Source organism: Anaerotruncus sp. AF02-27, from assembly GCF_003465835.1.
Lineage (GTDB): Bacteria > Bacillota > Clostridia > Oscillospirales > Ruminococcaceae > Anaerotruncus > Anaerotruncus rubiinfantis.
Map to the genome: position 1 here is coordinate 58,230 of NZ_QSBX01000008.1, position 25,322 is coordinate 83,551.

General features: G+C 57.6%; 24 protein-coding genes. 12 read left to right on the forward strand and 12 right to left on the reverse strand.

Annotated features, from left to right (window positions below; all coding sequences use genetic code 11):
• Positions 1 to 5: 5 nt before the first annotated feature.
• From DWV16_RS08370 to DWV16_RS08405, 7 genes are all read left to right on the forward strand, one after another.
• Positions 6 to 875: a prephenate dehydrogenase/arogenate dehydrogenase family protein gene (locus DWV16_RS08370; protein WP_195376831.1), complete on the forward strand. Its 870-nt coding sequence runs from the start codon at positions 6 to 8 to the stop codon at positions 873 to 875.
• Positions 862 to 1,950, forward strand: coding sequence for a 3-dehydroquinate synthase (aroB, locus tag DWV16_RS08375; RefSeq protein ID WP_118478697.1), 1,089 nt, complete (start codon positions 862 to 864; stop codon positions 1,948 to 1,950). Before DWV16_RS08370 ends, aroB begins: the two co-directional genes overlap by 14 nt.
• Positions 1,943 to 3,220: a 3-phosphoshikimate 1-carboxyvinyltransferase gene (aroA, locus tag DWV16_RS08380; protein ID WP_118478699.1), complete on the forward strand. Its 1,278-nt coding sequence runs from the start codon at positions 1,943 to 1,945 to the stop codon at positions 3,218 to 3,220. Before aroB ends, aroA begins: the two co-directional genes overlap by 8 nt.
• The gene (gene aroC, locus DWV16_RS08385; protein ID WP_118478701.1) at positions 3,192 to 4,310 is read left to right on the forward strand and encodes a chorismate synthase; all 1,119 of its coding nucleotides are present in this window, start codon (positions 3,192 to 3,194) and stop codon (positions 4,308 to 4,310) included. The genes aroA and aroC overlap by 29 nt, the downstream gene beginning before the upstream one ends.
• Before the next feature lie 412 nt (positions 4,311 to 4,722).
• On the forward strand, positions 4,723 to 5,739 hold the full coding sequence (locus DWV16_RS08395; protein ID WP_066458533.1) for an ABC transporter substrate-binding protein: 1,017 nt from the start codon (positions 4,723 to 4,725) through the stop codon (positions 5,737 to 5,739).
• 42 nt (positions 5,740 to 5,781) lie between these two features.
• Positions 5,782 to 6,669 carry an ABC transporter permease gene (locus DWV16_RS08400; protein ID WP_118478703.1) on the forward strand — a complete coding sequence of 296 codons (888 nt, stop codon included), beginning with the start codon at positions 5,782 to 5,784 and terminating at the stop codon, positions 6,667 to 6,669.
• Positions 6,662 to 7,456 (forward strand): ABC transporter ATP-binding protein, encoded by a 795-nt coding sequence (locus DWV16_RS08405; RefSeq protein WP_066458527.1) that lies wholly within the window; start codon positions 6,662 to 6,664, stop codon positions 7,454 to 7,456. The genes DWV16_RS08400 and DWV16_RS08405 overlap by 8 nt, the downstream gene beginning before the upstream one ends.
• Before the next feature lie 51 nt (positions 7,457 to 7,507).
• Here the strand turns inward: DWV16_RS08405 and DWV16_RS08410 are convergent, their stop codons facing one another.
• Positions 7,508 to 8,518 carry a sugar-transfer associated ATP-grasp domain-containing protein gene (locus tag DWV16_RS08410; protein ID WP_158572824.1) on the reverse strand — a complete coding sequence of 337 codons (1,011 nt, stop codon included), beginning with the start codon at positions 8,516 to 8,518 and terminating at the stop codon, positions 7,508 to 7,510.
• 176 nt (positions 8,519 to 8,694) lie between these two features.
• Here DWV16_RS08410 and DWV16_RS08415 point away from each other — a divergent pair, with 176 nt between their 5' ends.
• Positions 8,695 to 9,705, forward strand: a complete 1,011-nt coding sequence (locus tag DWV16_RS08415; protein WP_118478707.1) for a hypothetical protein — start codon at positions 8,695 to 8,697, stop codon at positions 9,703 to 9,705.
• 84 nt (positions 9,706 to 9,789) lie between these two features.
• Here DWV16_RS08415 and DWV16_RS08420 read toward each other — a convergent pair whose 3' ends face one another.
• Complete coding sequence (locus DWV16_RS08420; protein ID WP_118478709.1) at positions 9,790 to 10,005, reverse strand: hypothetical protein; 216 nt, start codon at positions 10,003 to 10,005, stop codon at positions 9,790 to 9,792.
• Positions 10,006 to 10,238: 233 nt separating this feature from the next.
• Between DWV16_RS08420 and DWV16_RS19025 the strand changes: the two genes are divergently transcribed.
• Complete coding sequence (locus DWV16_RS19025; RefSeq protein WP_118478711.1) at positions 10,239 to 11,570, forward strand: FMN-binding protein; 1,332 nt, start codon at positions 10,239 to 10,241, stop codon at positions 11,568 to 11,570.
• A 52-nt stretch (positions 11,571 to 11,622) separates the two neighbouring features.
• Here the strand turns inward: DWV16_RS19025 and DWV16_RS08430 are convergent, their stop codons facing one another.
• From DWV16_RS08430 to DWV16_RS08445, 4 genes are read right to left on the reverse strand one after another with little or no spacing between them, the layout of a single operon-like run.
• Entirely contained in the window at positions 11,623 to 12,828 is a 1,206-nt protein-coding gene (locus DWV16_RS08430; protein ID WP_066458511.1) for an aspartate kinase, read from the reverse strand.
• Between the two features lie 34 nt (positions 12,829 to 12,862).
• Complete coding sequence (gene thrB / locus DWV16_RS08435; protein WP_066460402.1) at positions 12,863 to 13,753, reverse strand: homoserine kinase; 891 nt, start codon at positions 13,751 to 13,753, stop codon at positions 12,863 to 12,865.
• A 2-nt stretch (positions 13,754 to 13,755) separates the two neighbouring features.
• The gene (locus tag DWV16_RS08440; RefSeq protein ID WP_118478713.1) at positions 13,756 to 15,003 is read right to left on the reverse strand and encodes a homoserine dehydrogenase; all 1,248 of its coding nucleotides are present in this window, start codon (positions 15,001 to 15,003) and stop codon (positions 13,756 to 13,758) included.
• Positions 15,004 to 15,053: 50 nt separating this feature from the next.
• Entirely contained in the window at positions 15,054 to 15,488 is a 435-nt protein-coding gene (locus DWV16_RS08445) for an ACT domain-containing protein (RefSeq protein WP_066458505.1), read from the reverse strand.
• Between the two features lie 237 nt (positions 15,489 to 15,725).
• Here DWV16_RS08445 and ytvI point away from each other — a divergent pair, with 237 nt between their 5' ends.
• Complete coding sequence (ytvI, locus tag DWV16_RS08450) at positions 15,726 to 16,796, forward strand: sporulation integral membrane protein YtvI (RefSeq protein WP_066458502.1); 1,071 nt, start codon at positions 15,726 to 15,728, stop codon at positions 16,794 to 16,796.
• Between the two features lie 24 nt (positions 16,797 to 16,820).
• Here ytvI and DWV16_RS08455 read toward each other — a convergent pair whose 3' ends face one another.
• Positions 16,821 to 17,450 (reverse strand): HAD family hydrolase, encoded by a 630-nt coding sequence (locus DWV16_RS08455; RefSeq protein WP_066458499.1) that lies wholly within the window; start codon positions 17,448 to 17,450, stop codon positions 16,821 to 16,823.
• Between the two features lie 170 nt (positions 17,451 to 17,620).
• Between DWV16_RS08455 and DWV16_RS08460 the strand changes: the two genes are divergently transcribed.
• On the forward strand, positions 17,621 to 18,433 hold the full coding sequence (locus tag DWV16_RS08460) for a DivIVA domain-containing protein (RefSeq protein WP_066458496.1): 813 nt from the start codon (positions 17,621 to 17,623) through the stop codon (positions 18,431 to 18,433).
• Positions 18,414 to 18,968, forward strand: coding sequence for a FumA C-terminus/TtdB family hydratase beta subunit (locus DWV16_RS08465; protein ID WP_158572825.1), 555 nt, complete (start codon positions 18,414 to 18,416; stop codon positions 18,966 to 18,968). Before DWV16_RS08460 ends, DWV16_RS08465 begins: the two co-directional genes overlap by 20 nt.
• 54 nt (positions 18,969 to 19,022) lie before the next feature.
• Here the strand turns inward: DWV16_RS08465 and DWV16_RS08470 are convergent, their stop codons facing one another.
• The 5 genes from DWV16_RS08470 to DWV16_RS08490 form a co-directional block, all read right to left on the reverse strand.
• The gene (locus DWV16_RS08470; RefSeq protein WP_118478715.1) at positions 19,023 to 20,039 is read right to left on the reverse strand and encodes an ABC transporter permease; all 1,017 of its coding nucleotides are present in this window, start codon (positions 20,037 to 20,039) and stop codon (positions 19,023 to 19,025) included.
• Positions 20,039 to 21,193, reverse strand: coding sequence for an ABC transporter permease (locus tag DWV16_RS08475; protein WP_118478717.1), 1,155 nt, complete (start codon positions 21,191 to 21,193; stop codon positions 20,039 to 20,041). Before DWV16_RS08475 ends, DWV16_RS08470 begins: the two co-directional genes overlap by 1 nt.
• Before the next feature lie 21 nt (positions 21,194 to 21,214).
• Positions 21,215 to 23,023 (reverse strand): hypothetical protein, encoded by a 1,809-nt coding sequence (locus DWV16_RS08480; RefSeq protein ID WP_118478719.1) that lies wholly within the window; start codon positions 23,021 to 23,023, stop codon positions 21,215 to 21,217.
• 46 nt (positions 23,024 to 23,069) lie between these two features.
• The gene (locus tag DWV16_RS08485; RefSeq protein WP_066458487.1) at positions 23,070 to 23,735 is read right to left on the reverse strand and encodes an ABC transporter ATP-binding protein; all 666 of its coding nucleotides are present in this window, start codon (positions 23,733 to 23,735) and stop codon (positions 23,070 to 23,072) included.
• A gap of 221 nt (positions 23,736 to 23,956) precedes the next feature.
• Positions 23,957 to 25,306, reverse strand: coding sequence for a sensor domain-containing diguanylate cyclase (locus DWV16_RS08490; RefSeq protein WP_066458485.1), 1,350 nt, complete (start codon positions 25,304 to 25,306; stop codon positions 23,957 to 23,959).
• Positions 25,307 to 25,322: the final 16 nt, after the last annotated feature.

Consider the following 25,322-nt stretch of genomic DNA (forward strand, 5'->3'; position numbering starts at 1 on the left):
TACGCATGTTCGGAATCGAAAAAGAACCCGTCCTGAAAATCGGCGTGGTTGGGCTTGGGCTGATCGGCGGCTCGATGGCAAAGGCGTTCAAACGCTGCACCCCTCATATTGTTTATGGATGCGATAAGGACGCAGCCGTGTTGAATGACGCGACCGGCTGCAATGCGATCGACCATATGGTCAAGGACTTTGATTTTTCCATGTGCGATCTTGTCTTTATCGCACTCTATCCGCAGCAGACGGTCGACTTTGTAAAAAAGCACATCGGAACCTTCCGTCCCGGCAGTATCCTGATGGATCTGTGCGGCATCAAAGGATATGTCGTCAAAAGCCTCGCCAGTCTTTGCGCCGAACATCAAATTACCTATATCGGCGGCCATCCGATGGCCGGAAAGGAATGTTGGGGATTCTGCGGCGCGGACGCGCAGCTTTTTCGCGGCGCGAGCATGATCGTTACGCCGGACGGCGATACGCCCGAGGAAGCGCTTGATCTGCTCACCGGGCTATTTGCAGATATCGGCTTTGGAACAATCAACCGCACCACCCCCGAAGCGCACGACGCGATGATCGCTTTTACCTCACAGTTGGCGCATGTGGTTTCAAGCGCCTATATCAAAAGCCCGCGCGCGCAGCGGCACGACGGCTTTTCCGCAGGCAGCTACAAGGATCTGACCCGCGTCGCGAAGCTCAATCCCCAGATGTGGACCGAGCTCTTCCTTGAAAACAGCGGTGCGCTGCTCGAGGAGATTGACACGCTCATCACACACATCCACGAATACCGTGACGCGATTGCCGAAGGCGATTCCGAACGGCTTTACAAACTGCTCGACCATGGCAGAAGGATCAAGGAGGCGCTCGACCATGAAAACGATTGATGTTAAAACCGGCAGACCGTATCAAATCCATATCGGGCATGGGCTGCTTTCCCGGTTTCCGGAGCTCTTCGCAGAGGTTTACGGGCAGCGCCGTCCAAAGCTCGCGGTCATCACCGACGACCGCGTGAACGGCCTTGGACATCCTGGCGAAGCCCTGGGGCCTGTTCCAGCGCTCGAAGCGGGACTTCAGGCGGCGGGTTACGAAACCTGCAAGTTCATATTCCCGAATGGCGAACCATCCAAAAATCTGGATACGGTGCGGCAGGTTTACCGCTTTCTTTCCGAAAACGGCATCACCCGCACAGATGTGGTCATCGCGGTCGGCGGAGGCGTGGTCGGCGACCTCGCGGGATTCGCGGCAGCCTCCTGGCTGCGCGGGATCGATTTTGTCCAGGTGCCCACCACCCTGCTCGCAATGGTCGATTCCTCGGTCGGCGGCAAAACCGGCGTGGATATCCCCGAAGGCAAAAATCTCGTCGGCGCTTTCTGGCAGCCGGCGCTTGTCGTCTGCGACACCGCCATGCTTTCCTTTTTGCCTGAAGAGATCTTTTCAGACGGCATGGCCGAAGTTGTCAAATACGGAGCCATCCTCGACGGGGATCTTTTCGCGCTGCTTGAACACGGCGAAATTGACAAGCGGATTGCGGAGATCGTCGCGCGCTGCGTCGCACTCAAACGCGATGTCGTTGAGAGCGACGAACGGGACAAGGGCCTGCGTCAGATTTTAAATTTCGGCCACACTTTCGGCCACGCCATTGAAAAGGAATCCCACTTTACCATCACTCACGGACAGGGCGTGGCCATCGGCATGGTTCTGATCGCCCAAGTTTGCGAGAAAGCCGGGATCACCCCGCCGGGAACTGCGGACAAACTCGCCCGGTGCTGCAAAATTTACGGGCTCCCGACCGCCAACCCCTACCCGGTTGAAACGCTTTGCGGGCACGCGCGCGGCGACAAAAAACGCGCCGGAAACAAAATCACGCTGATCACCCTTGACCGGATCGGCAAAGCGGCGCTGCACCCGGTACCGGTGGAAAAGCTCGAAGCCTTCATGCGGGGTGATCTCCATGGCTGATTTTTGCGTCTATCCCGGGGCGCTTCATGGGCAGCTGCCCGCGCCGCCCTCCAAATCGGCGGCGCACCGCGCGCTCATCTGCGCCGCGCTCGCTGACGGAAACAGCGTTGTCGCGCCGCTCGCCAGCTCGGAAGACATGGCAGCGACCACCGGCGTACTGCGTTCAATGGGGACAGAGATTGACTTCACAGCGGATGGCAGCGCAAAGATCACGAGCGGATGCCGGCCCCAGGACAAAATGGTTCTGCTTGACTGCCGCGAAAGCGGCTCAACCCTGCGTTTTCTGCTGCCGGTCGCCTGCGCGCTCGGTCTCACTGCCACGATCGCAGGACGCGGGCGCCTGCCCGAACGGCCGCTCGGCCCGCTGATGCGCGCGCTCAAAGCGCACGGCATCTCCTTTTCCGGCGAAAAGATGCCATTTATTGTGCGCGGGCGCCTCACCCCGGGACGTTATGAACTTCCCGGGGATGTCAGCAGCCAGTTTGTGAGCGGCCTGCTCTTCGCGCTGCCGCTGCTTGACGAAGCAAGTGAGATCGTCCTCACCTCCCCGCTCCAGTCCGCCGGCTATGTGGACATGACCCTTGCGGCGCTCGGCACGTCCGGGATCACGGTTGAACCCACCGAAAACGGTTGGAAAATCCCCGGCGGGCAGCATTACCGTCCCGGAGACCGGGCAGTCGAGGCCGACTGGTCGAACGCGGCCTTCTGGCTCTGCGCGGGTGCGGCCGGCGGCGAGGTGCGGCTCACCGGGCTTTCTAGCGTTTCCACACAGGGCGACCGCGCCATCGTGGAAATTCTCAAACGGTTCGGCGCGGACATTTCCGCCGATGCCCACGCGATCCAGTGCAAGGCCGCAAAGCTGCGCGGCATCCGGATCGACGCGGGCCCGATCCCGGATCTTATCCCGGTCCTCGCGGTGACCGCCGCCTTCGCCGAAGGGGAAACCGAAATTTATAACGCCGCGCGTCTGCGGATCAAGGAAAGCGACCGGCTTACGTCAGTCACCGCGCTGCTGCGTGGGCTTGGCGGGACGGTTGAGGAATTCCCCGACCGGCTTGTCATCCACGGCGGAAAACTTCACGGCGGAATCGTGGACGGCATGAACGATCATCGTATTGTCATGAGCGCGGCAGTGGCGGCGCTCGGCTGCGAAGCGCCGGTCATCATTCGAGACGCGGGCGCAATTGCGAAATCCTATCCGGACTTCTTTGACGACTTTCAAAAATTGGGAGGTGGATGCGATGTCGTCCAGTTGGGGGAAAAACTTTAAAATTTCGGTCTTCGGCGAGAGCCACGGCCGTTCGATTGGTGTGGTGCTTGACGGGGTTCCCGCCGGGCTTACGCTCGACATGGAGGAGCTGAACGCTTTCATGCAGCGCCGCGCGCCGGGCAAAAACAAAGCGAGCACCCCGCGTAAGGAGCTCGATTCGCCGCAGATCCAGTCCGGCTTTTATAAGGGGGTGACGACCGGCACGCCGCTGTGTGCCGTCATCTTAAACGGCGACCAGCATTCCGCCGATTATACGCAGTTCGCCTCGGTCGCACGGCCGGGACACGCCGACTACACCGGTTTTCTGCGCTACGCCGGATATAACGACGTGCGCGGCGGCGGGCATTTCTCGGGCAGGCTGACCGCGCCGCTCTGTTTCGCGGGCGGCGTGGCCAAGCAGCTGCTTGCGCGCGAGGGAATCCTGGTGGGCGCGCACGCCTGCCGCATCGCCGGAATTGACGACCGGCGGTTCGATCCCGTTTCGCTCGGCAAAGAAACGCTCCTTTGCGCCGCGTCCCGCAGTTTTCCCACCCTCGACGAAGCCGCCGGGAACCGGATGGCCCAAGCGATTGAAGAAGCGCGCCTGGCGCAGGACTCGGTGGGCGGCGTTGTCGAATGCGGGGTGACCGGCCTTTCGGCCGGGATCGGCTCGCCGATGTTCGACGGGCTTGAAAACACGGTCGCCTCAATCGTATTCGGCATCCCGGCGGTCAAGGGGCTCGAATTCGGCGCGGGCTTTGCCGCAAGCGACCTGCGCGGTTCCGAAAACAACGATCCATTCGCCTTGAAAAATGGAAAAATCGCCGCCGAAACGAACAACGCGGGCGGCATCCTGGGCGGTATCTCGACCGGCATGCCGGTCATCCTGCGCGTTGCCTTCAAACCGACTCCTTCGATCTCTCAGGAACAGCAGACGGTGGATTTTCGCGCGCATACCCAGGGCAATGTCAGCATCCATGGACGGCACGACCCGTGCGTCGTGGTGCGGGCGGTGCCGGTGGTTGAAGCGGCGGTCGCAATCGCTGTTGCGGAAGCACTTCTGGATGCAAGGGGATACGAAGGACTGCGGGCAACAACGCACCAGAATTAAGCAATTTGCATAAACTATCGCATAAGCTATTGACAAATCGAATTCTTACGCTTATAATACATTCTAAACCGGAGACGGAGAGATAAAACCGCAGGCGCACGCACAGAGAGCCGGGGATGCTGAGAACCCGGACGGAACGCGGGGCGGACAAATGGACTCCCGAGGGCGCGATGAAAGGCCGCAGGCCAAGTATCCCGCGACGTATGCTCACGTTACAGGGCAAGGGGCGTGTTGGCGCTCTGATGAGGTGGATGTCTTTGACATCAATCAAGGTGGTACCGCAGGTTTTGCACCTGTCCTTGTATGAGGACAGGTGTTTTTTGTTGTTGATCCGGAAAACGAACAAAAAAGCCCCGGCACGGTATCATCCCAACATAAATTTTTAGAATTTATGTAAAAGGAGCAAATGAACATGAAAAAGATTTTTGCAGCAATTTTGGCTTTCGCGATGACCGTATCCTTCGCCGCATGCGGCGCAAATGAACAGACGCAGTCCTCCGCGGCGGCTTCGCAGGCGGGCTCCGCCGCTTCTTCCGCATCTGACACCTTCCAGATCGGCCTCGTGCAGATCATGGAGCACACCTCCTTAAACCAGATCCGTGAATCGTTTGAAGCGGAAATGCAAGCGCTCGGCTACGGCCCCGACAAGGTGGCGCTTGACTACCAGAACGCGCAGGGCGACCAGTCGAACCTCAACTCGATCTGCCAGAAGTTTGCCGGAGACGGCAAGGACATGATTGTTGCGATCGCAACCCCTTCGGCGCTCTCCGCCGCGGCCGCCGCGCCGAAGATCCCGCTCGTCTTTTCCGCTGTGACCGATCCGGTCGCCGCCAAGCTCGTCCAGAACCCCGAAGCGCCGGAGGGCATCATCACCGGCACCTCGGACGCGATCCCGATCGACCAGGTATTCGCGCTGATGAAACAGCTCACCCCCAACGTCAAGACGGTCGGCATGATCTATAATCTGGGCGAAATCAACTCGGTGACGGTCATAGACGAAGCCAAGGCCTACTGCGACGCGAACGGCCTTTCCTATGTTGAAGCTACCGTCGCGAACACCGGCGAGGTCCAGCAGGCGGCGCAGTCGCTTGTCGGCAAGTGCGACGCCTTCTACACCCCAATCGACAACACCGTCGCGACCGCGATGTCGGTCTACGCGGACGTGGCGCGGCAGGCGAAGCTCCCGATCTACACCGGCGCCGATTCGATGGTTATCGACGGCGGCTTCGCAACCATCGGCGTCGATTACGTCCAGCTCGGCAAGCAGACCGCCCAGATGGCGGTCAAGGTGCTCGAAGGCACTCCGGTTTCCGAAGTGCCGGTTGAGACACTGACAAACTTCTCCACCACCATCAACACATCCACCGCCGAGGCGATCGGCGTCACCATCCCGTCGGATCTTCTTGCAAACGCAAACGTTGTGGAATAATCCCGCCGGCATAACCCGAAAATTTTTGGAAAGAGTGATCGTATGAGCATGCTCGCACTGCAGGGTGCAATCGAACTGGGACTCATCTACGCGCTGGTCGCGCTGGGGCTGTTCGTTTCCTACCGGGTACTCGATATCCCGGATCTCACAGTGGACGGCAGTTTCACCCTCGGCGCCGCGGTCTGCGCTGTGCTGACCATGAAAGGGCACCCCTATCTGGGGCTGCTGTTCGCGGTTGCGGCCGGATGGATCGCCGGGATGGTCACCGCCTTTTTGCAGACCAAGATGCGCGTCTCCCCCATTCTGGCGGGCATTCTCTCGATGACCGCGCTCTATTCCATCAACCTGTGTGTGATGGGCGGCGCGCCGACCATCGCGCTGCTGGGCATGCCGGGGATTTTCACCCTTTCGCAGGCGGCCTATTATAAAGCGGCAGTGCTGCTCGGTACCGTCATCGTGGTCTGCGCCTTTTTGATCGTCTTTTTCCGCACATCCACCGGGCTTTGTATCCGCGCCACCGGCGACAACGCCGATATGGTGCGTTCCTCCTCAATCAACACCGACCGGATGAAGTTCATCGGCCTGGGGCTGGCAAACGCGCTGGTCGGGCTTTCCGGAGCGCTGATTGCCCAATACCAGAGCTTTGCCGATACCAGCACCGGTGTGGGCATGGTGGTCATCGGGCTTGCGTCGCTCATCGTGGGCGAAGTGGTTTTTGGCCGTCTAAACGTCTGGCGCAACATTCTTGCCGTCGTACTCGGCGCGGTGCTCTACCGCGTGATCATCGCGTTCGTGCTCGCGCGCGGCATGAACCCGCTCTTTCTCAAACTCATCTCCGCCGTGCTGGTCACCGTGGCGATCTGCTATCCAGCCGTAATCGAGCAGTTCAAACTTCGTAAACTGATGAAGGAGGCCGCCAAAAATGCTTGAACTGAAAAACGTCAGCAAGACCTTCTTCCCCGGTACCGTAAATGAACGCCGCGCGCTGATCGATCTGAACCTCACGCTCGCGGATGGGGATTTTGTCACGATCATCGGCGGCAACGGCGCTGGAAAATCCACCCTGTTCAACGCGATTGCCGGCGCGTTTCTGATCGACGCGGGCAACATCTGGCTCGATGGGGAAAACATTACCTTTCAGCGCGATTACCGGCGCGCCAGGCACATCGGGCGGCTGTTCCAGGACCCGCTGGGGGGTACGGCGCCGAACATGACCATTGAGGAGAACCTTGCGATGGCTTATCTGCGCGGCACCAGGCGCGGCTTCTCCTTCGGCGTGAGCAAAAAAGACCGGGCGTTTTTCCGCGACCGGCTCGCAGAGCTGGATCTGGGGCTGGAGGACCGGCTTGACACCAAAATGGGACTCCTCTCCGGCGGGCAGCGGCAGGCGGTCACGCTGATGATGGCCACCATCGTCACCCCAAAACTTTTGCTGCTCGATGAGCACACCGCCGCGCTCGACCCCGCGACCGCCGAAAAGGTCTCACTTCTCACGCAGGAGATCGTCCGCAAGGATAAGATCACCACCATGATGATCACCCACAACATGCACCAGTCGCTCTCCTGCGGCAGCCGCACCATCATGATGGACGAAGGCAGGATCATCCTGGATATCAGCGGACCGGAACGCAGCGGCATGACAGTTCCGAAGCTGCTGACACTTTTTAAGAAGCAGAGCAGCAAGGAATTTGATAACGACCGCATGATGCTTGGATAAAAATAAAAGCCGCTCCCGGCGAAACCGGGGACGGCTTTTATTTTTAGGATTTTACAGCCCTTCGACCGCCTTCTCGAACCGCGGAAGCAGTCCGATCCGATCCGGCCCGAGATGCACCTGAAACTGGTAGATGTCATGTCCCGGGAAATGATTCGCCTCGATCAGCATCGGGCCTTTTTCGGAAACCGCCACGTCCCAGCCGATGTACCCGAGCTCCGGGATGCGCATCGCGGCTTCCTTCACGAGCGCGACCGACTCCTGATAAAACGGAATCTGGCAGCCTGCAAGTTCCACTCCGGTCATCGGGTGGGTATGGTAGGCCTTGCCGTCCTTATCCGCGCCCGGCGTGGAAATCTTTCCGGTGTCCATATCCACAATCACGGCCATGCCGCCCGAATTGAGGTTGTCGACCTTCTTGCCGTTGCCGATGCGCATGCTCGAAAAGACCAGATGCACCGTATCATGGTTTTTGATGGTCACCAGCCGCAGCGTATTGACCGACAGCGGATAAATTTTGCTGATATCCGGGTGCTGGACGATAAAGTCCTCCGCCAGATATTGTTTGCCCGCCATCAGCATGTCATAAAGCCCGACAATCTGGCTCTTGTCCGAAATTTCAATGAACTCCACCCCGCGCCCGCAGGTTCCGTCGAGCGGCTTTGCAACAAACTTCGGATGCTTTTCACAGAACGCTTCAAATTCTCCGTGAGTGGTTTCCCGCAGATCAATCCAGCTGCGGCCGGTCAGCCCGTCAAACCGCTTGAGGAATTCGATCTTATCCTCCAGAAGATGCCAATTCTCCTGCGGGTTTAAGAGCCGGACGAACCGGTTATTCTGGCCGCGGGTGATATAGGTTCTGCGCTGGGCAGCGTTCAAAAGGTAAAACTCGAACACCAGATAATCCATATAGCCCGCCTGGTATTTGAATCCGCAGGCTGCGATATCCGCAAGGATCATGAGCGTATTTTTACCGGTTCGCGCATGTACGGTCTTTGCAGTTTTGAACATTGCGCCGTAATCCATCCCGGCGATGCGGCTGAGCACATATTTGAGATTGGGCATAGCCTTCTCCATCCATTCTTTTGATTTGCGCGGCATTTCCCACGCCTTGTCCGCTTTGTCCATTATATCTGATCATCCGACAATTTTCAACAAGCGCTTTTTCCCTGTGCAATAAAACGCCGCCTATGCCGCACTTATTGAGTACAATCCATTCCTATGAAAGTATGAGGTCAATTATGAAAAAAATCTTAACCGCTTTGATCCTTTCCGCCCTGCTGCTTACGGCAGCGGCTTGTTCCACGGGAGCCCCGCCCGCTGAACCCGTCTCCACCGCCGCTTCTTCCGAGCCGGATCTGGAATCCTCCAGTTCCATCATTGAGGCCGCCGAACAGCTCGTCCCGGACGATGCAATTGATTATAAAGGCGCAGTCGTTTCGGTGGAAACCCAAGACGGCGGCAAAACCGGCTCTCTCACCATGCAGGATGATTCCGGCGAGGAATATATTTTTCATTTTAATGAGAGCACGATCATCGGCATCGACCTTTCCGCAGTCCAGCCCGGGGATCTGCTCAACATCCGGCACAGCCCGGCCGCCACATTCAGCATCCCGCCCCAGAGCGCCGCTTATGAAATTCTCTCCGCCGGCCAGGCTCAGGATATCCCCCTTGCAAGCGAACCGATCCATGTCGCTGACGCTGCGGTCTACCGCGGCGTGGTGGACGACTTTGCCGTGGATGACAATGGGCACACCGCCCTGATCCTGCGGCAGGTGCCCGGCACTGATTTCGGCTACCCGGTCCTGCAGGCCGTTCTGGACGAAAATACACGGTACAGCTTTGACACCGCCGGTATGGGCAACGGCTCATATCTGGAAATTTTCTACGGCGGCCAGCCGGACGCTTCCGGAACTGTCACCGCCATCGCGGTCAATGACATGGGACCTGTGGATCTTGTGGTCTATAACGGTATCCTCGTCGAAGCAAACACCGAAGAAAACTACCTGCTGCTTGACCCGGTTGACGAAAACGGCATGCAGTACCGGTTTAATTTCAACGATTCCACCCAGTTTTATCTGGATTTCAACGCACTTGCACCCGGCGACAAGCTCAATGTCCTGCATGATGCGGCTTCTACCCGCAGCATCCCGCCCCAGAGTTTCGCGCGTGAGGTGCGTCCAATGGCCGCGCTTGAAAATGCTCCCGCACCCATCCCTGCGGCCAATCCCACTTCATCCGCCCTTTCCTGAAAACCCACAGAAAAAGCCCGCAGCCAATTGGCCGCGGGCTTTTTCGTTTTTGCACAGGCCCTTCAAAATTTTTAGGGAAACATTTCACTGTTTTTCTTCAAGTTCCTGGATTCGCTTCTCCAGACCCTCTATTTTTCGCGACTGTTCTGTATAAAGCTCGGTAGCGACGGCCAGCACAACCGCCAGAAAAGCGGCGGCACGATAAATGTGCTGCGGGTCCAGCAGATATCCCGCGAAGAAGAAGGTAAACAGAAAGACAAGGATCAGCCAGATGGTAAGCGTCGATAAAAAACGTTTCATAGGAACCTCCTGCCATGTGGATTTCCCAAAGAAAATCCATTTTTTTCATATTATCATATTCTCTCCCCACCCACAAGATACAGAAAAAACTGGGCAGACCGGTCTTTGGGCCCCGCCTACCGCAAAGGCAAACTGCCTGGAATGGGTTGGAGCCGGATTGACTTTGCAGAAGCTGAATGGTATAATTTTTAGGTTAACGGAATCCTATCTGTATTATCGGAGGTTGTACATAGATGAAAAAAATCCTGTCGCTTCTGCTCGCCGCCGCATTGGTTGCCGCTTCCTTTTCCGCCTGTAAGCGGGAAACCGAACCGGCCGAACCGCCTTCCTCCTCTTCCGAGCCGGAGCCGGTCTACGTCTATCAGGACGGAGAATATTCCGTCTCCTATGCGGTGCCCGCCATCGACCGCACGCTCGACTACCTGACCATTTCGGTGAAGGACGATGAAATCACTATTGAGGAATACGGCATGAAAGAGGATCCGGGCCCGGCTTCCCAGACAGGCGATTCTTCCGCATCCGGTGAAGCGGTTTCCACGCCTGCCTCCTCCGCCTCCTCCGCCTCCTCCAGTGCGGAATCCACAGCCAGCGCTTCGGCGGATTCCTCCTCCCAAGCGCTCACCACCGCCGAGGCAGAAGCCCTCGAAGCCGCACAGCTGATCCTTGAGGAATATAACGGCGTGCGCGGGAATCTCGATAAAATGGAACCCATCAAAGACCAGGAGGAGCACACCTACCGGTTTATCCGCATGATGCGAACCGCGCTCGAATCCGCCGAAGCGGGCGATCAGAAATCGGTCACGCTGGGCAAATATGCGGATGGCACCTATAAATCCACCATGCCTGACTTCAATTCGGACGGCTGGAAGGAATATGTTGAACTGACTGTCAAAGACGGCCTCATCGATACGATCACCTACGACGCCATCGGTAAGGACGACCCGGCATCCCGCATCACCACCGACACGTCTCTCAATTCCGGCAACCAGGGCCCGTCCTATTACTATCCGCAGATCGTCACCAACTTCATCGAAGCGGGCGACGACCTGACGAAGGTCATGTCCCCCACCAACGGCGCTTCCGCCACCAAATCGTTCAGCAAACTGATGAACCCGCTGCTCGCAAACATGATCTCCGGAGGGGAAAAGGAGATCATTGCCCCACGGTATGTGAACGGCACCTACCGCGCACAGTTCACCGACTTCGATGAAAATGGCTGGAAGGATTACGTGGTGATCCGCATCGATAGCGACAAGGTCACCATCAAGGAATTCGATGCGATCAGCAAGGCTGATGAGACCAAGCTGAAATCGCAGGATACCGAGCTGGCTGCCAAGCAGAAGGAAAAGACCGGCATGACTCCGGAAAAGGCATTCGACGCGCTCGAAAAGAACTGGAACGGCGCGGATAACGACGTCACCAAAGTGGAGAATGTCGCAGGCGCAACCGTCTCCTCCAATAACTTCAAGCTCCTGGTCGGCCAGATTCTGGCGACCGCCGCGCTCGAAGGCGACAACGAAGCCACGCTGGAGGTTGAACGGATCGCCTCCACACCGGCAAAATAAACATAAACCAAAAAGCCCCCGGCCGTGGCCGGGGGCTTTTTGAACATTCTTCTTACATTTCAAATGCGTCATGGATGGCGCTGAGCGCTTTCTCGCTGTCGTCGAGCGAAACCAGCACCGAGATCTTGATTTCACTGGTCGAGATCATCTGAATGTTGACATGCGCCTCCGCAAGCGCCTCAAACATCTTGCTCGCAACGCCGGGATTCGACTGCATGCCCGCGCCGACAATTGAAACCTTCGAGATGTTGTCATCGCAGAGGATTCCCTTGCCATTCACCTGTTTGTTGATCTCCTCCATCAGTTCCATCGCGGCCTGCTTATGGGAACGGGAGATGGTAAAGCTGATATCCTTGGTGTTGTCGCGGCCGATCGACTGCAGGATGATATCGACATTGATCTTCTTTGCGGCAAGCTGGGAGAATATTTTAAACGCAATACCCGGCTGATCGGGAACACCGACGATCGAAATACGGGCAACATCGTTATCTCTTGCGACGCCTCTGACAAGCATTTTTTCCATTTTGACAACCTCCTTAATCTTGGTGCCGGGATTCTGGGTGTAACTCGAAAGAACCTCAAGGTTCACGTTGTATTTCTTCGCCATCTCGACCGAACGGTTGTGCAGGACGCCCGCGCCGAGCGTCGCGAGCTCGAGCATCTCGTCGTATGTAATCTCGTCGATCTTCCTTGCATTCTTGACAAGGCGCGGGTCGGCGGTGTAAACGCCGTCCACATCGGTGTAGATCTGGCACAGATCGGCATGCAGCACAGCGGCCAGCGCGACCGCGCTCGTATCCGAACCGCCGCGGCCCAAAGTGGTCAGGTCGTCATAGCGGTTGATCCCCTGGAAGCCCGCCACAATCACGATGTTGCGCTTGGAAAGCTCGTTGTCGATACGTTCCTTGTTGATCCGGCGGATACGCGCCGCGCCATGGGTCGAGTCGGTCAGCATGCCCGCCTGCCAGCCGGTCAGCGAAATCACCGGAAATCCAAGTTTTTCGATCGCCATCGCGAGCAGTGACATCGAAATCTGCTCACCGGTGGTGAGCAGGACATCCATCTCTCGCTTTGATGCGTTCGGATTGATCTCCTGGGCCTTTGCAATCAGGTCGTCGGTGGTATCGCCCTGCGCGGAAACCACAACCACCACATTGTTGCCCTGCTGGTAAGTATCCGTAACGATCCGCGCCACGTTAAAGACGCGCTCCGCATTCTTTACGGACGATCCCCCGAACTTCTGTACCACTAAGTTCATTGCTATTCCTCCAAATGTAGATTCAAAAATCCTGTTATACCCGCTCAATCACGGTGCCCAAATTGTCTATAGACAGTGTATGCACCTGCCAGCCGCCGAGTCCCAGCGACGGAAGCCGCCGCGCGACGCAGTCGCCGAAATCCGAGAGCTTCGCGTCGACGATCGCCATCAGCGTCGGACCCGCGCCGCTCAGATAAACCGCATAGGCGCCCAGATCGTAGCAGGCTTCCATCACCGGTTCAAAGCCCGGGATGAGCCCCATTCGGTACGGCTGGTGCAGCCGGTCATCGGCTGCGATGCGCAGATTCTGGTAATTGCCGCTGTAGAGCGACACCGACATCAGTGCCGCGCGCGACAGGTTGAAAACGCCGTCCCTGCGGTCAATCCGGTCGGGCAGCACCGCGCGCGCCTTCGAAGTCTTGAGCTCGAAATCCGGGATGACCGCCACAAAATGCAGTTCCCCCCTGATCTCCTGCTTGACATAATGGACCCGCCCGGCTTCAAACACCGCCGTGACCAGCCCGCCGCAGAGCGCCGGGGTGGAATTGTCCGGGTGCCCTTCGATGCCGGCCGCAATGTTGATGAGTTCCGCATCTGAAACGGGGTTGCCCATCAGTTTGTTCGCGCCCTTGAGCCCACCGATTACGCAGGCCGAGGAGCTTCCAAGCCCGCGCGCGAACGGGATGTTGTTGATCTGCCCGATCTTGAGTCCGCGAAACGGCACTCCGCACAATTCATAGAGGTGCTTCGCGGTCGAATAGACAAGATTGGTTTCGTCGGCCGGGACCGGGGCCCGGTCGAGCGATTCGATCACAACGCCGTCGTATTCCTCCATCGTGATGTAGTTGTAAAGATCGACCGCAAGGCCGATTGAGTCAAAGCCCGGCCCGATATTCGCGGAAGTCGCCGGGATGCGTATCTTCACCGTCAATAGTCCAGCACCCGGATCTTTCCGAGGACCTCCACGCCCATCCCGGTGAGCTTTTCGACCGCCGCGTCAATCGTGCGCTCCGGCAGCGGTCGTTCGGTCACAAAGGCAAACTCGTCGGCTGGCTGTCCCGGGCGGGAAAGCACCTGCACCTCGCCGAGCAGCTTCCTCGCCACCTCCAGCACCTTGACCTCGTCCGAACGGCAGCGCAGATAGACCCGGGTCACATTGTCCGCGCGGTCCGCGACATTGCCGCCCTCCGACGGATTCCACCGCAGCGAAGGGCTGGTATCGGTCGCTTTGACGCATTCGATGATATCGCCCACAACGGCTGAAGCGGTCGGGAGCTTGCCCGCGCCCTTGCCGTAGAACACAACGTCGCCGGTCGCGTCGCCGCGCACGAGGATGCCGTTGAATACGTCGTCCACCGTGCCGAGCTGGCTCTCATGATGGATGAAGGCCGGCGCGACCATCGCGGTGATCTTTCCGCCGTCGCCGGCGCGTTTGCAGCGCCCGATCAGCTTGATGACCGAGCCGAAATCCTGCGCATACGCGACGTCCTCGAGCGTGATTTTGGTGATGCCTTCGGTGTAGACGTCCTTTGGGAAAACATGCTCGCCGAACGACAGCGACGCCAGGATGCAGATTTTGCGGCAGGCGTCGTGGCCCTCCACGTCAGCGGCCGGGTTGCGTTCGGCGTAGCCAAGCTTCTGTGCCAGCGCGAGCGCCTCGTCGAACGCCATATTTTCACGGATCATTTTGGTTAAGATAAAGTTGGTCGTGCCGTTTAAGATGCCCGCGATCTCATCGATCTGGTTCGCCGCCAGGCACATATGCAGCGGCCTTATGATCGGGATGCCGCCGCCGACGCTCGCTTCAAACAGATAGTTGCAGTGGTGCTCCCGCGCAACCGCGAGCAGCTCGGCGCCTCTCTGCGCGACCAGTTCCTTATTGGAGGTCACAACGCTTTTGCCGCGTTCAAGGCAGGCCTTGGTGAAACCGTAGGACGGCTCAATACCGCCGATCACCTCGGCGACGACCTTGACCGAATCATCGTCCAGGATCTTGTTAAAATCCTTTGTGAAGCGGTCCGCGAACGGGCTGTCGGGAAAATCCCGCACATCCAGTATGTATTTGAGATCCAGCTCCTGGCCCGCTTTTTTCTGCAGGCTTTCGCGGTTTTTGAAGAAAACCTCCACCACGCCCGAGCCAACCGTGCCATATCCCAGTACGGCAATATTGATCATGTTGCTACCTCCCTGACGGGGACCGTCTTATATCCCCGTGATTTTCTTTCTCAAATGGTCTTTGCTTCGACAATCCCGTCGAGGTTTCCCAGCATCTCCAGGATTTCCAAACGTGAACAGCTCGCGTTGCCGATACGCGCAGAAATCGAAACGATCGCCACGCCGTCAACCGGGATGTTCTGGTTGACCGTGATGATATTCGCGCCCGCCTTATAGAGTTCGGTCAGGGTGGAGGAAAGCACGCCCGGCCGGTCCTCCAGCGTGAGTGAGAAGGTCACAAGGCTCTCACTCATCCGCTCATCATAAAGATAGACGGAATCCTTATACTTATAAAAAGCGCTGCGCGAGATGCCCGCCAGCTTTGCCGCCTGGGAAGAGCTTTTTGCTTTACCTTGCGCAAGCAGCATCTTCGCCTCGACAACCTTCAGGAAAACCTCCGGCAGCACCTGGGCGCTCACCAGGAGGAAATTGGGCTTTTCGCTCATTTCCGTCCACCTCTCACATACTTTTGTATCGCAGCCAAATACACTATACCATACCGTTTTGTGAAAGTAAAGGGGCAGTTTGTTTATTAATTGTAAGAAATTCCAGAAGGTCTTGTTTAATATATACAACGGTTTTTCCATTCTGCATAGCTTCCTGCCAATGTTTTGTACTGTTTGGCACGTGGTTATATCGGCCGGTGTTTTCAGCATAATATGCTAGAAACGGGAGGTGAGGCGGTGCAGGAACAGGAAAAACGCCAGACTTTATTTTACATCCTCTATTATGCCGCGATCGGCGGCACGCTTTTCTTTTTCTTCAAATATGTCTGTATCTGGATGCTGCCGTTTTTCCTCGGCACCGGCATCGCGGCGCTGATGCGTCCGCTCACCCTTTCCTTTGCAAAGCGCGCCCATATTGGCGAAAAAACCGCCTGCGTGCTGATCCTGCTTTTTTTCTATCTGACGGTGGCGGGCGCGGCTGGACTGTTTCTCACCATTGTGCTCGCCCAGCTTTATGAGCTGCTTTTGCGCCTGCCGGATCTCTACGCACAGAACATCGCACCGGTGCTCGACCGGCTGAGCGGCTGGTTTTACGGTCTAGCCGGCCGTTTCTATCCGGACACCGGGCAAAGCCTTGAAAGCCTTTCGGATGCGATCGCCGCCGCCACACAGCAGGCTGCGGTCGACGGTTCGGCCCACCTGGTCAGCTGGGCCGCGGGAATCGCCGCAAAGCTGCCCCTCCTGCTCATCGCGGCAGTTTTCACCGTCGTCATCTCGATTTTAACCGCATCGAATTACCGCATGGTCGCGCGTTTTTTGCGAAACCTCATCCCCAAGCGGCTTGCGCCGCGCGTATGCGGGCTGCAGCGCTTCGCACGCGAGACCATCTGGCAGTTTGTGCGCGCCTACATCATCATCATGGCGGTCACTTTCTGTGAACTCGGCTTCGGGCTGTGGCTGCTCGGCTTTGAATATGTCCTGCCGGTCGCGGCGGCCATCACCCTGCTCGACATCCTGCCGCTCATCGGCAGCGGTACAATCCTAGTGCCCTGGGGACTCGTGCTGATCGCGGGCGGAGATCCGCCCGGGGGGATTGGGCTGCTCCTGCTGTTCGCGGTCATCGAGGTCATTCGCAACATCATCGAACCGCGCATCGTGGGCGACCAGATTGGCCTGCATCCCATTGCAACGATCACGTCCATGTACGCCGGGCTGCAGATCGCGGGGTTCGTCGGGCTGTTCGCCGCCCCCGTTCTGGTTCTTTTCGCCCGCTATCTATACGAAAACGGCACGGAAGAAGCGCTCTGACAGGCGCTTTCCCGTGCCATTTTTTTAACCAAGCAGCATCTCTACCGCTTCCGGCAGCTGGTCCGCGGCCGTGATACGAACATCCGCGTCCCGCACCTCATCCGGATAGAGCCCGTAAAGACAGCCGATCACCGGCACCGCGTTATTTCGGGCGGCTTCGACGTCGTAAACGCGGTCCCCGACCATCACCACTTTTGCAGGTGCAAATTTCTCGATGACCCGCCGCAATAAATCGGATTTATCACAGCCGAGCACAACATGCTGGACAAAATCGAAGTACTGGGTCAGCCCCAGGCTGTCGAGCACCTGATAGACATAATGGGATTCCCCGTTCGAACAGAGCGCGACTTTATAACCGCGTGTACGCAGTTTTGCAAGGCTCTCCGGAATGCCCGGATACGGGCGTCCCCGCCGGACAAAATCCTGCACATGGCGGCCAACCGCACGGGAGTATTCGAGGTATTCCTCCATGGGGCGGTCGGGCATCACAATTGCGCGGGCATTCTCAATCGTGCAGCCAATCAACAGCTTGAGCCGTTCATCCGAAAGCATGGGCAGCCCCCGCTCGCAGAGCGCCGCCTTATAAGATGGGATCAAGAACAGATCCGATTCACTGAGTGTCCCATCCAGGTCGAAAGCCACAACTTTTTCCATGTTTTCTCCTCCCAAGCCTCCAAAGTGTTCCTCATAGAGTATATCATACAAAAACTCGGAATCATATTGTGCAATTCTGAAAAAATCTCTTTGTTTTTCCCGGGAATAATGGTATACTTAATATGGATTTTGCCAAAAATACAGAACGTTTGTCGAAAGGAAGAAGTAGAATGGCTGATACAGCGTTTTTCAAGACAACGACATTCGGCGGATTCGACAAAAAGTCGGTCCTGACTTACATAGATTCCCTCAATGAAGGATTCCACAAAACCGAGCAGCAATACCAGGAAAAACTGAACGCTTTCGCGCAGGCACAGGAATCACAGATCGCCCACATCAAGAACCTGGAGGCGCAGCTCGCCGACCAGAACGGCAAGCTTGAAGCAGTCGCGCTCCAGCTTGAAGAGGAACGCCGCCAGGCCGCCGCCGCGCAGGAGATGCTCAAAACCCTGCAAACCCAGAACGAAGAGCTGCAGGAAGAGCTGAACGCCTCCGAACGCGAGGTGAAAATCCAGACCGAGCGCAGCCGCCAGCTGCAGTTCAAAGCCGAAAGCCTCGACTACAAGAGCAAAAAATACGACGAGCTCTCGAACCAGATCGGTGATACCATCATCGAAGCCAAGCGCGACGCGGAGCGGATTGTTGCTGAAGCGAATGCCCAAGCCAAACAGTCCGTGGACCAGGCCAATGCGCAGGCCAAACAAATCACCGATCAGGCCAAGGATTATATGAAGAATTTCTATGCGGAACTCGCAAGCTTCAATGGCGACGCGGGCAGACTGCGCAAATCGATCGAAGAGATCCTTTTCGTCCTCAATGACCGTGTCGATGTGATGCAGGAAGTGATCAGGCAGATCGAGGACCGGTTCAACCCGCAGGAAGGCGGGCTCAGCTATATCGAGGAACCCGGCCAGCCGTTTGCCGAACCGGACGACGAGGCGGGACATTTGGGAGGGGTAACGCGTGAAGACCTATCGGATTGATGCCTCCGACCTGAAGCGTATGGCCAAGGAACTGCGCGCGGGCGACCGCGTGCTGCTCAGCGGGACGATCTATACCGCCCGCGATGCGGCGCATAAACGGATCATGGCCGCGCTCAAGGACGGCGGCCCGCTTCCCTTCCCTATCGAAGGCTCCACCATTTACTTCGTAGGCCCGACCCCCGCGCCCGAAGGCATGGCGATCGGCTCCTGCGGGCCGACCACCTCAAGCCGGATGGACCCTTTTACCCCCGCGCTTATGGATCTCGGGCTTGCCGCCACAATCGGCAAAGGAGACCGTTCGCAGGCGGTTTACGATGCGATCGTCCGAAACAGAGGTGTCTATTTCTGTTCGATCGGCGGCGCGGGCGCGCTCGCCGCGCACTGTATCAAACGGTGCGAGGTCCTCGCCTATGAGGATCTTGGCTGCGAATCGGTCAAACAGCTGCTTCTTGCGGAGCTGCCGCTGATCGTCGCCGCCGACTGTACCGGCCAAAACCTTTTTGAAACCGGCAGGGCGCAATATCACATCGCGTAACCATAAAACGGAGAACTCCCCGGCGAAAAAACGCCGGGGAGTTTTTGCACCCTTTTAAAAGCCCTGCAGCAGCCTGAGCAGATACCATGCCGGCGAAAAAAAGCGCAGTATACCAAGCCCAGCCGGAAGCAGTTCCGGGCTTATAATCGAACCGGAACAGAATATTCCCGCCAGCAGCCAGACCGGCATCAGCGCGGCAACCGCACCGGAAAACCGCCGCAATGCCGCCGCAAGCATACGGAAAGCAACGCCCAGTAGGGCAAGCGCCACCAACAGCGCGGCGCGTCCGGCGGGCTGATATCCGCCCGGCAGCAGCCGGCTGATGCAGACATCCGTCAAAACCAGCACCGCCAGATTGAGCAGCACATCGGCCAATGCCGGCGCCAGGGCGCCGGAAAGCCGCCGGCCGGAAAGGGCCGAAAGCTGCTGCAAGGCGCGTTTTCGCTCATCCCCCGCAAGCAGTCCGGACAGCACCGCGCAACCCAGAAAAGCCGTGGTAAGCACCGCGTAGAGCAGCAGGGAGACACTTTGCTCCGCGAGCGCCTGCACCGATGCCTTCCCGACTGTTTGCACCGTAATGGTCATCGGGGTGGCTTCGCCGCGCAGCCCTGCAAGTATCCCTTCCACATCGGCTGAACCGAGCCCCGCCTGCATCAGGTAATCCCGCACATCCTGCGGCAGTCTCGCCTCGGCGTAGGCGGAAAGCACCACCTCATCCAGCAGCGGACGCATATAGGAGCCGTCGGTTGTGAGCGCGGTGACCGGGTTCTCCCCGTCGGAAATCCGATATCCGCAGTGCAGCTTTCCGGCCAGCAGATCCTTTTCAAGCGCCTCCTCGCTGTCGAACAGCAAAAAACGGCAGCTGGCGTTCTTCTGTAAGATTTCCGCCGTATCCCGCCCGCTCTGCGACTCGGCAAACAACCCAACTGTCAAGCCGGATGGCTGTCTGTCCGGCAGTAACACCGCAAACCCAAGTGCCAGCACGAGAAAACAGGCCGCCGTCGCCGCAAAGGAAGCCGAGCGCAGCCGCGACCAGATCTGTAAACGCAGGAGCGTCCCGAAATACCGCATCAGGCCACCCCCTTATGCCGCCAGCAAAACCACGCCAGCAAAAGCATGGCCGCCGCCATGGCCCCCGCCGCCAAAACGGAGCCGCTGGAAAGCGGCTCCCCCAGGACTGCCCCGGCAAGCGCGATCGCCCGCCCCGCGGGCAGGAATCCCGCAATTCCGGTAAAGGCGGCGGGCATCAGCGCGAGGGGCAAAAAGCCGCCGGCACAAAGCCCCATACCGGTGGAAAGCAAAATCGATGCGGCCGCGCAGGCGGAAAAACTTTCGGTCAACAGGCAAATGGCCAGTGTCCAACCGCTCACGAGCAGCAGAAACAGCAAAAAGGCCGCGAGTTTTTCCATCGTAAAGCCGAAACGGTGGCAGGCGGGTAGAAAGAGCAGCAGTCCCAGAGCCGCCGTAAATACCGCGATATGCGCGAAGGCGGACACAAAGAGCACCATGCCGTCTGCGCGCGCCCGCACAGCAAACCGTTTCAGACCGCGCACCGCAGGCATATAGAGGAACCCATAGGCCAAAAACAAGAGTGCGCAAAGCGACGCCGCATAATAAAGCGGCAGCGAAAGCGTGCCGGTCGCGGAAAGGCGCTCCTGCGCGACAAGTTCCAGCCGCGAAAGGAATTCTTTAAGGAAGGTGAGGTTCACATCCATAAGCAACAGCTCGTAATCCTTCCGCGGCATACCCTCTCCATAGTTCACCGCTTCCTGAACCGTGTACACCCCAAGCTGCGCGGTTGTCAGCGCCGAAGCGCCAGCCTGGGCGAGCTCCCGCACCCACATTGCTTCAAGCGGCGTGGAGATATCCACCTCCAGAACCGGGCTGAGGTTCTCACCGGTCAGCACGCTGTCAAGAAAGCCGTCCGGTATGGTCAGCACCGCGTTATAATGCTGGCGGTCCAGTTCCTCCGGCGAGGCAAACGACACCTGAAACAGATCGGACAAGCTTTCCATTGACGCAAACGAACGCAGCAGCGTCCTGCTCATCGGGTTCTGGTCCAGGTTCACGATCGCAACCTCAGCTTTGGGGACGCTTTTTTCCGGCACGGCGGCAAACACCGCCCCCAGAAGGCCCAGGCAGACTGCAAAAACGCAGAGCAAGCACAGCAGCCTGCGGCCGCTGTGCTTGCATGCGATGTAAAATGCAGTTGCAAATAGCTTCATGAAGTATGTATCCCCTGCCGTTTATGCGCCCATCAGAAAGGGCATGAGGGAACCGAAGAACTGCTGCGCTCCCGCTTCCATCTTCTGCATTTCAGTTTGCAGTTCCTGTTCGGACATCTTGAACAGCTCTTTGGTTTCCCTGGAAATCACATAGGGTGAATCGATCGGCGCGCTGTCCGCGTCGAGCTTGAAGTAAAGGCTCATCGTCTGCCCTTCGGTTGTGAGCGAACCGCCGATCTTTGGATAGGTGAATACCACCTTGCCGTCCGTCTCGGAAACAGAGCCTTCCGCCACCAGGTCAACCGCAATTTCCTCGGCACCGACAGCCGTGGGCGCCGAAATGTCCATATTGACCCCGAAGTTGGCGGCCCCTTCCCGATCAAATCGGAAAGACTCGGACAGATTGAGTGTAAGGATATTCTCCGCCTGCACATCAAAAGCCACTCTAAGGTCATAGGCGCCATCAGCATACTGATCGTCCAGCGCCATCTTTATGTCGACGACTTCACCCTCTCCGGCGCCAGTTATTTTACAGGCCACAGTGAGTTTTTCGGTCATATCCTCAGCAAGCGCATAGTTCAGGGAGATTCCTTCAAAGGTGACGGTATTCACCGTGACCGGTTTGACGACCGCCAGCACCGACTGAATGATGTTCTTTTTGCCCACTTTTACCACTGCTTCAGTCTCCAGCGGCGGCATTTCCTGCTCCAGGACGCCAATGATCTGATCGTTCATAAAAGCTTCGTAACTCATCCCGGTGTCGATCAGCATCGGCTCGAAAGCAGCGCGATATATTCCCGCGAACGGCGAATCAAAATAGAGATACTTCACAACATCGATCACCGCGCCTTTGACATCCTCTCCCGGAATGATGATCTTATAGCACTTGAGGCCCTCCTCTTTAGGCGCTTTCTCAAAGGTGGCGTTGTCCAGCGCGCCGCCCATCAGCCGGTACAGGTCTTCAGCCATCTGTTTCTGGTTGGCCACGCTCATCGCGTCCATCGAGTTCAGCTGGCTGTTGATCTCTTCCTGCATCATGTTGAGCGTCTGTTCATCCATCCCGCTCGTCGCATAAAGCGGGCTCTGCTGGAAATCCTGCGCAAAGGTCGCGGGATTAAACGAGAACACCGTATCAGAAAAGCTGGGGATTCCACCAGCGACCAGTTCCGGAGAACCATACAGATAAAGCCCAATCAGATCCGCTCCATCCATATGTACCGCGCCATCCAGTTCAAAAACCTTGCTGTCCGGATCGTTGACATAGCTCCCCTTCAGGCCGAAGCCCTTGAGTATTTTGGAAATGATGGCGTTTTCCGCAGTGCTGACGCCCATGTCAACCTGATCGACAGCAAGGTTAAAGTTGGTTTTCGCCGGGGCAGATTCGGCCAGACCGGTCAGGTATTTCATACCGGGCAGTTCCTGTGCCAGCCGGTCCTTCTGCGCGGCTACCGCGGCGTTGGTCGAGGTAAACGCCTTGGAAACCGCGTCCCGCGGTTTCATAAACATCCCACCCAGCGTTGCCGCCAACAGGGCCACCGCCGCCACCAGCACAACGCACAGGATTCCAATAATCAGCATGGCCGGGGATTTTTTCTTGACCGGCGGCTCAGGCGCGGTGTAAAGGCTTGCCGGGTCTGGCATCTCCGCCGTCTGATAAGGCATTTCCTGCTGTTCTTCGCCAGCTGGTTCATCCTGCCGCACTTCGGCCTCCGGTGCGTCCTGCGTCTCTTTCTTCTCGGCAGGCTCAGCTACCGCGGTCGCGGCGTCCTGCTGTCCCGAGAGGGTCTGCTGGCCTTCCAGTTCCTCTCCGGGAATTTTGTTTTCATCCATTCTCTGGTACCTCCTAATCGGTTGGGTTCATTTTCTATGAAAAGCTTTATGCGCGGGAAAGCAATGTGATAACCTGCGCGGTCCGCGCGGAAAGGTCCCCTTCCAATTTCTGAGGGGCCAGGGTCTGATGATCCTTCAGAAGAATCACTGAATCGGCGGACGCGGCAATCTGATGCGGGTCGTGCGAGGAGAAAAGAAGCCCCGCGCCCTCGGATTTGAGCCGGCAGAGCAATTGGACGATCTCTTCCCGGCTTGCAAGGTCGAGGCCATTAAACGGCTCATCCATGAGAAGGTAAGCCGGGCGACGGACCAATGCACAGGCAATCTCGGCGCGCTTTTTGAGCCCGCCGGAAAGCTTCCGCACCGTGCGGCGTGCATAGGGCGAAAGCCCCAGCTGCGTTTCCAGCGCGTTTTGAGAGAATACTTCCCGCGCGGGACGCCCTGCCGCCGCATACCAAAGCAGCAGGTTGTCCCGCACGCTCAGGTCGGTCAGCAGCGAAAGCTCCTGCGGAACGTAACCAATCGTTCCGTCACAGGATACCTTCCCCGCGTCCGGCTTTTGCAGGCCCGCTGCGATGGTGAGCAACGTGGTCTTGCCAGCGGCATTAGCCCCGGCAAGGCAGACCGCCTGTCCACGTTCACAGGTGAGCGAAGCGCCCTCCAGTACCGCCGTCCTGCCATAACGTTTCACAAGGCCCGCCGCTGTCAGCACATCATCCCCACCTTCCAATAAACAATATGAGTATAGCATAACGCACCGCCGCATGACAATCCCATTTCCGCTTGCAAAACATGGTATCAGGGCCGCGGCAGGATTGCCGCGGCCCTGGGTAAATATATCCCGTTTTTTCGGGAAGGCCTCTCCGCGCCTGCGCAGGCAGCGCCGCCCTCTGCTTTGAAGGGGCAAACGGCGCCGCAAATGCGCGGGGGCGTTTATTTATGACCGTCAAACAGCAGAACGCAATTCTTCCCCTGCTTTTTGGCCGCATAGAGCGCGGTATCAGCGCTGTGGTAGAGCGAATGGAAATCCCGCCCATCCTGCGGGAACAGGGACACCCCGATGCTGCAGGAAATCCGATCCTGGCAGTCCTGCCCATTCAAAACTCTGTTGAAAATTCCAAGGGTCTTATCCGCACGGCCGAACACGAACTCCCGCGATGGGATTCCTTTGAGGAAAACCAAAAACTCATCTCCCCCAATCCGCCCGATCACATCCGAAACGCGGAACAGCTTCTTCATTTCACCCGCAATAGCCGACAGTACCGCGTCACCGAAAAGATGGCCTCTGGAATCATTGATCTGCTTAAAATTGTCCACATCAATAATCAGCAAGGCACAGGCCTCTTCCGGCTGCGAAGTCTCCAGCACGGATTCCACCAGCTTCTGGGCCGTCCCGCGGTTATAGAGTCCGGTGAGCGCGTCCTTTTCCGCCTTATCGAGCAGATTCAGCATCAGCCGCTTTTCCGAATCGATATCCACAATTACGCCGACCGATTTAATCGGCTTTCCCGCGCCGTCGAACTGCACGCTCGCGCGGATACGGCACCAGATATACCGCCCTTCGGAATTTGCGATGCGCAGTTCCGTTTCCGTATACGGCGCCCCCCGCCGCGCATCCTCCACAAGCCGCAATGCCCCCTCCTGATCATCCGGATGGATGGGCGCATTCTTTAACGCGGTTTCCATACTCTGGGCGGGAAACACCGGATAGCCAAATTTCTTTTCCCAGTTTTGAGAAACCATGAGCGAATTCTCTGCAATATCCCATTCAAAAATGATATCCGTAGTCTGATCCATGATGATCTGATGCCGTTCCAGGCTTAAACGAAGCTCCTCCTGGACCTTCTTGGTATTGGTGATATCAATTACGATGCAGTAATAGGTATCCGGTTCCGCCGCGTCTTTCGACTTGACCAGCTGCCCTTTGTCAAGCACCCACATGGCATGCCCATCTTTGCAGTCCACCCGGTATTCGATTTCCTTCGTATTGCTGTACTGAAGCTGGCGCTGCGCTTCCCGCAGGGCGTTTTCCCGGTCGTCCGGATGGATCATCAGCCAAAAACTGTCCTGGAAGAGATCTTTGATTTCTGCCCTGCTGTAACCAAACATCGAAAGAAAGCCGTCGCTAACCTGCAGAAGCGTGAGCGGCTCAGCAGCAGTACAGCGGAACACCCCGCCGGGAATATTGTCCGTCAACGCGCGTAGATCCTCGTTGCGCGCCCGCAATTCGGCAGACTGTCTCTCCAGTTTCCTGCGCAAAGCCCGGTTTTTCAAAGGTTCCATAGCGGCGTTCCCTTTC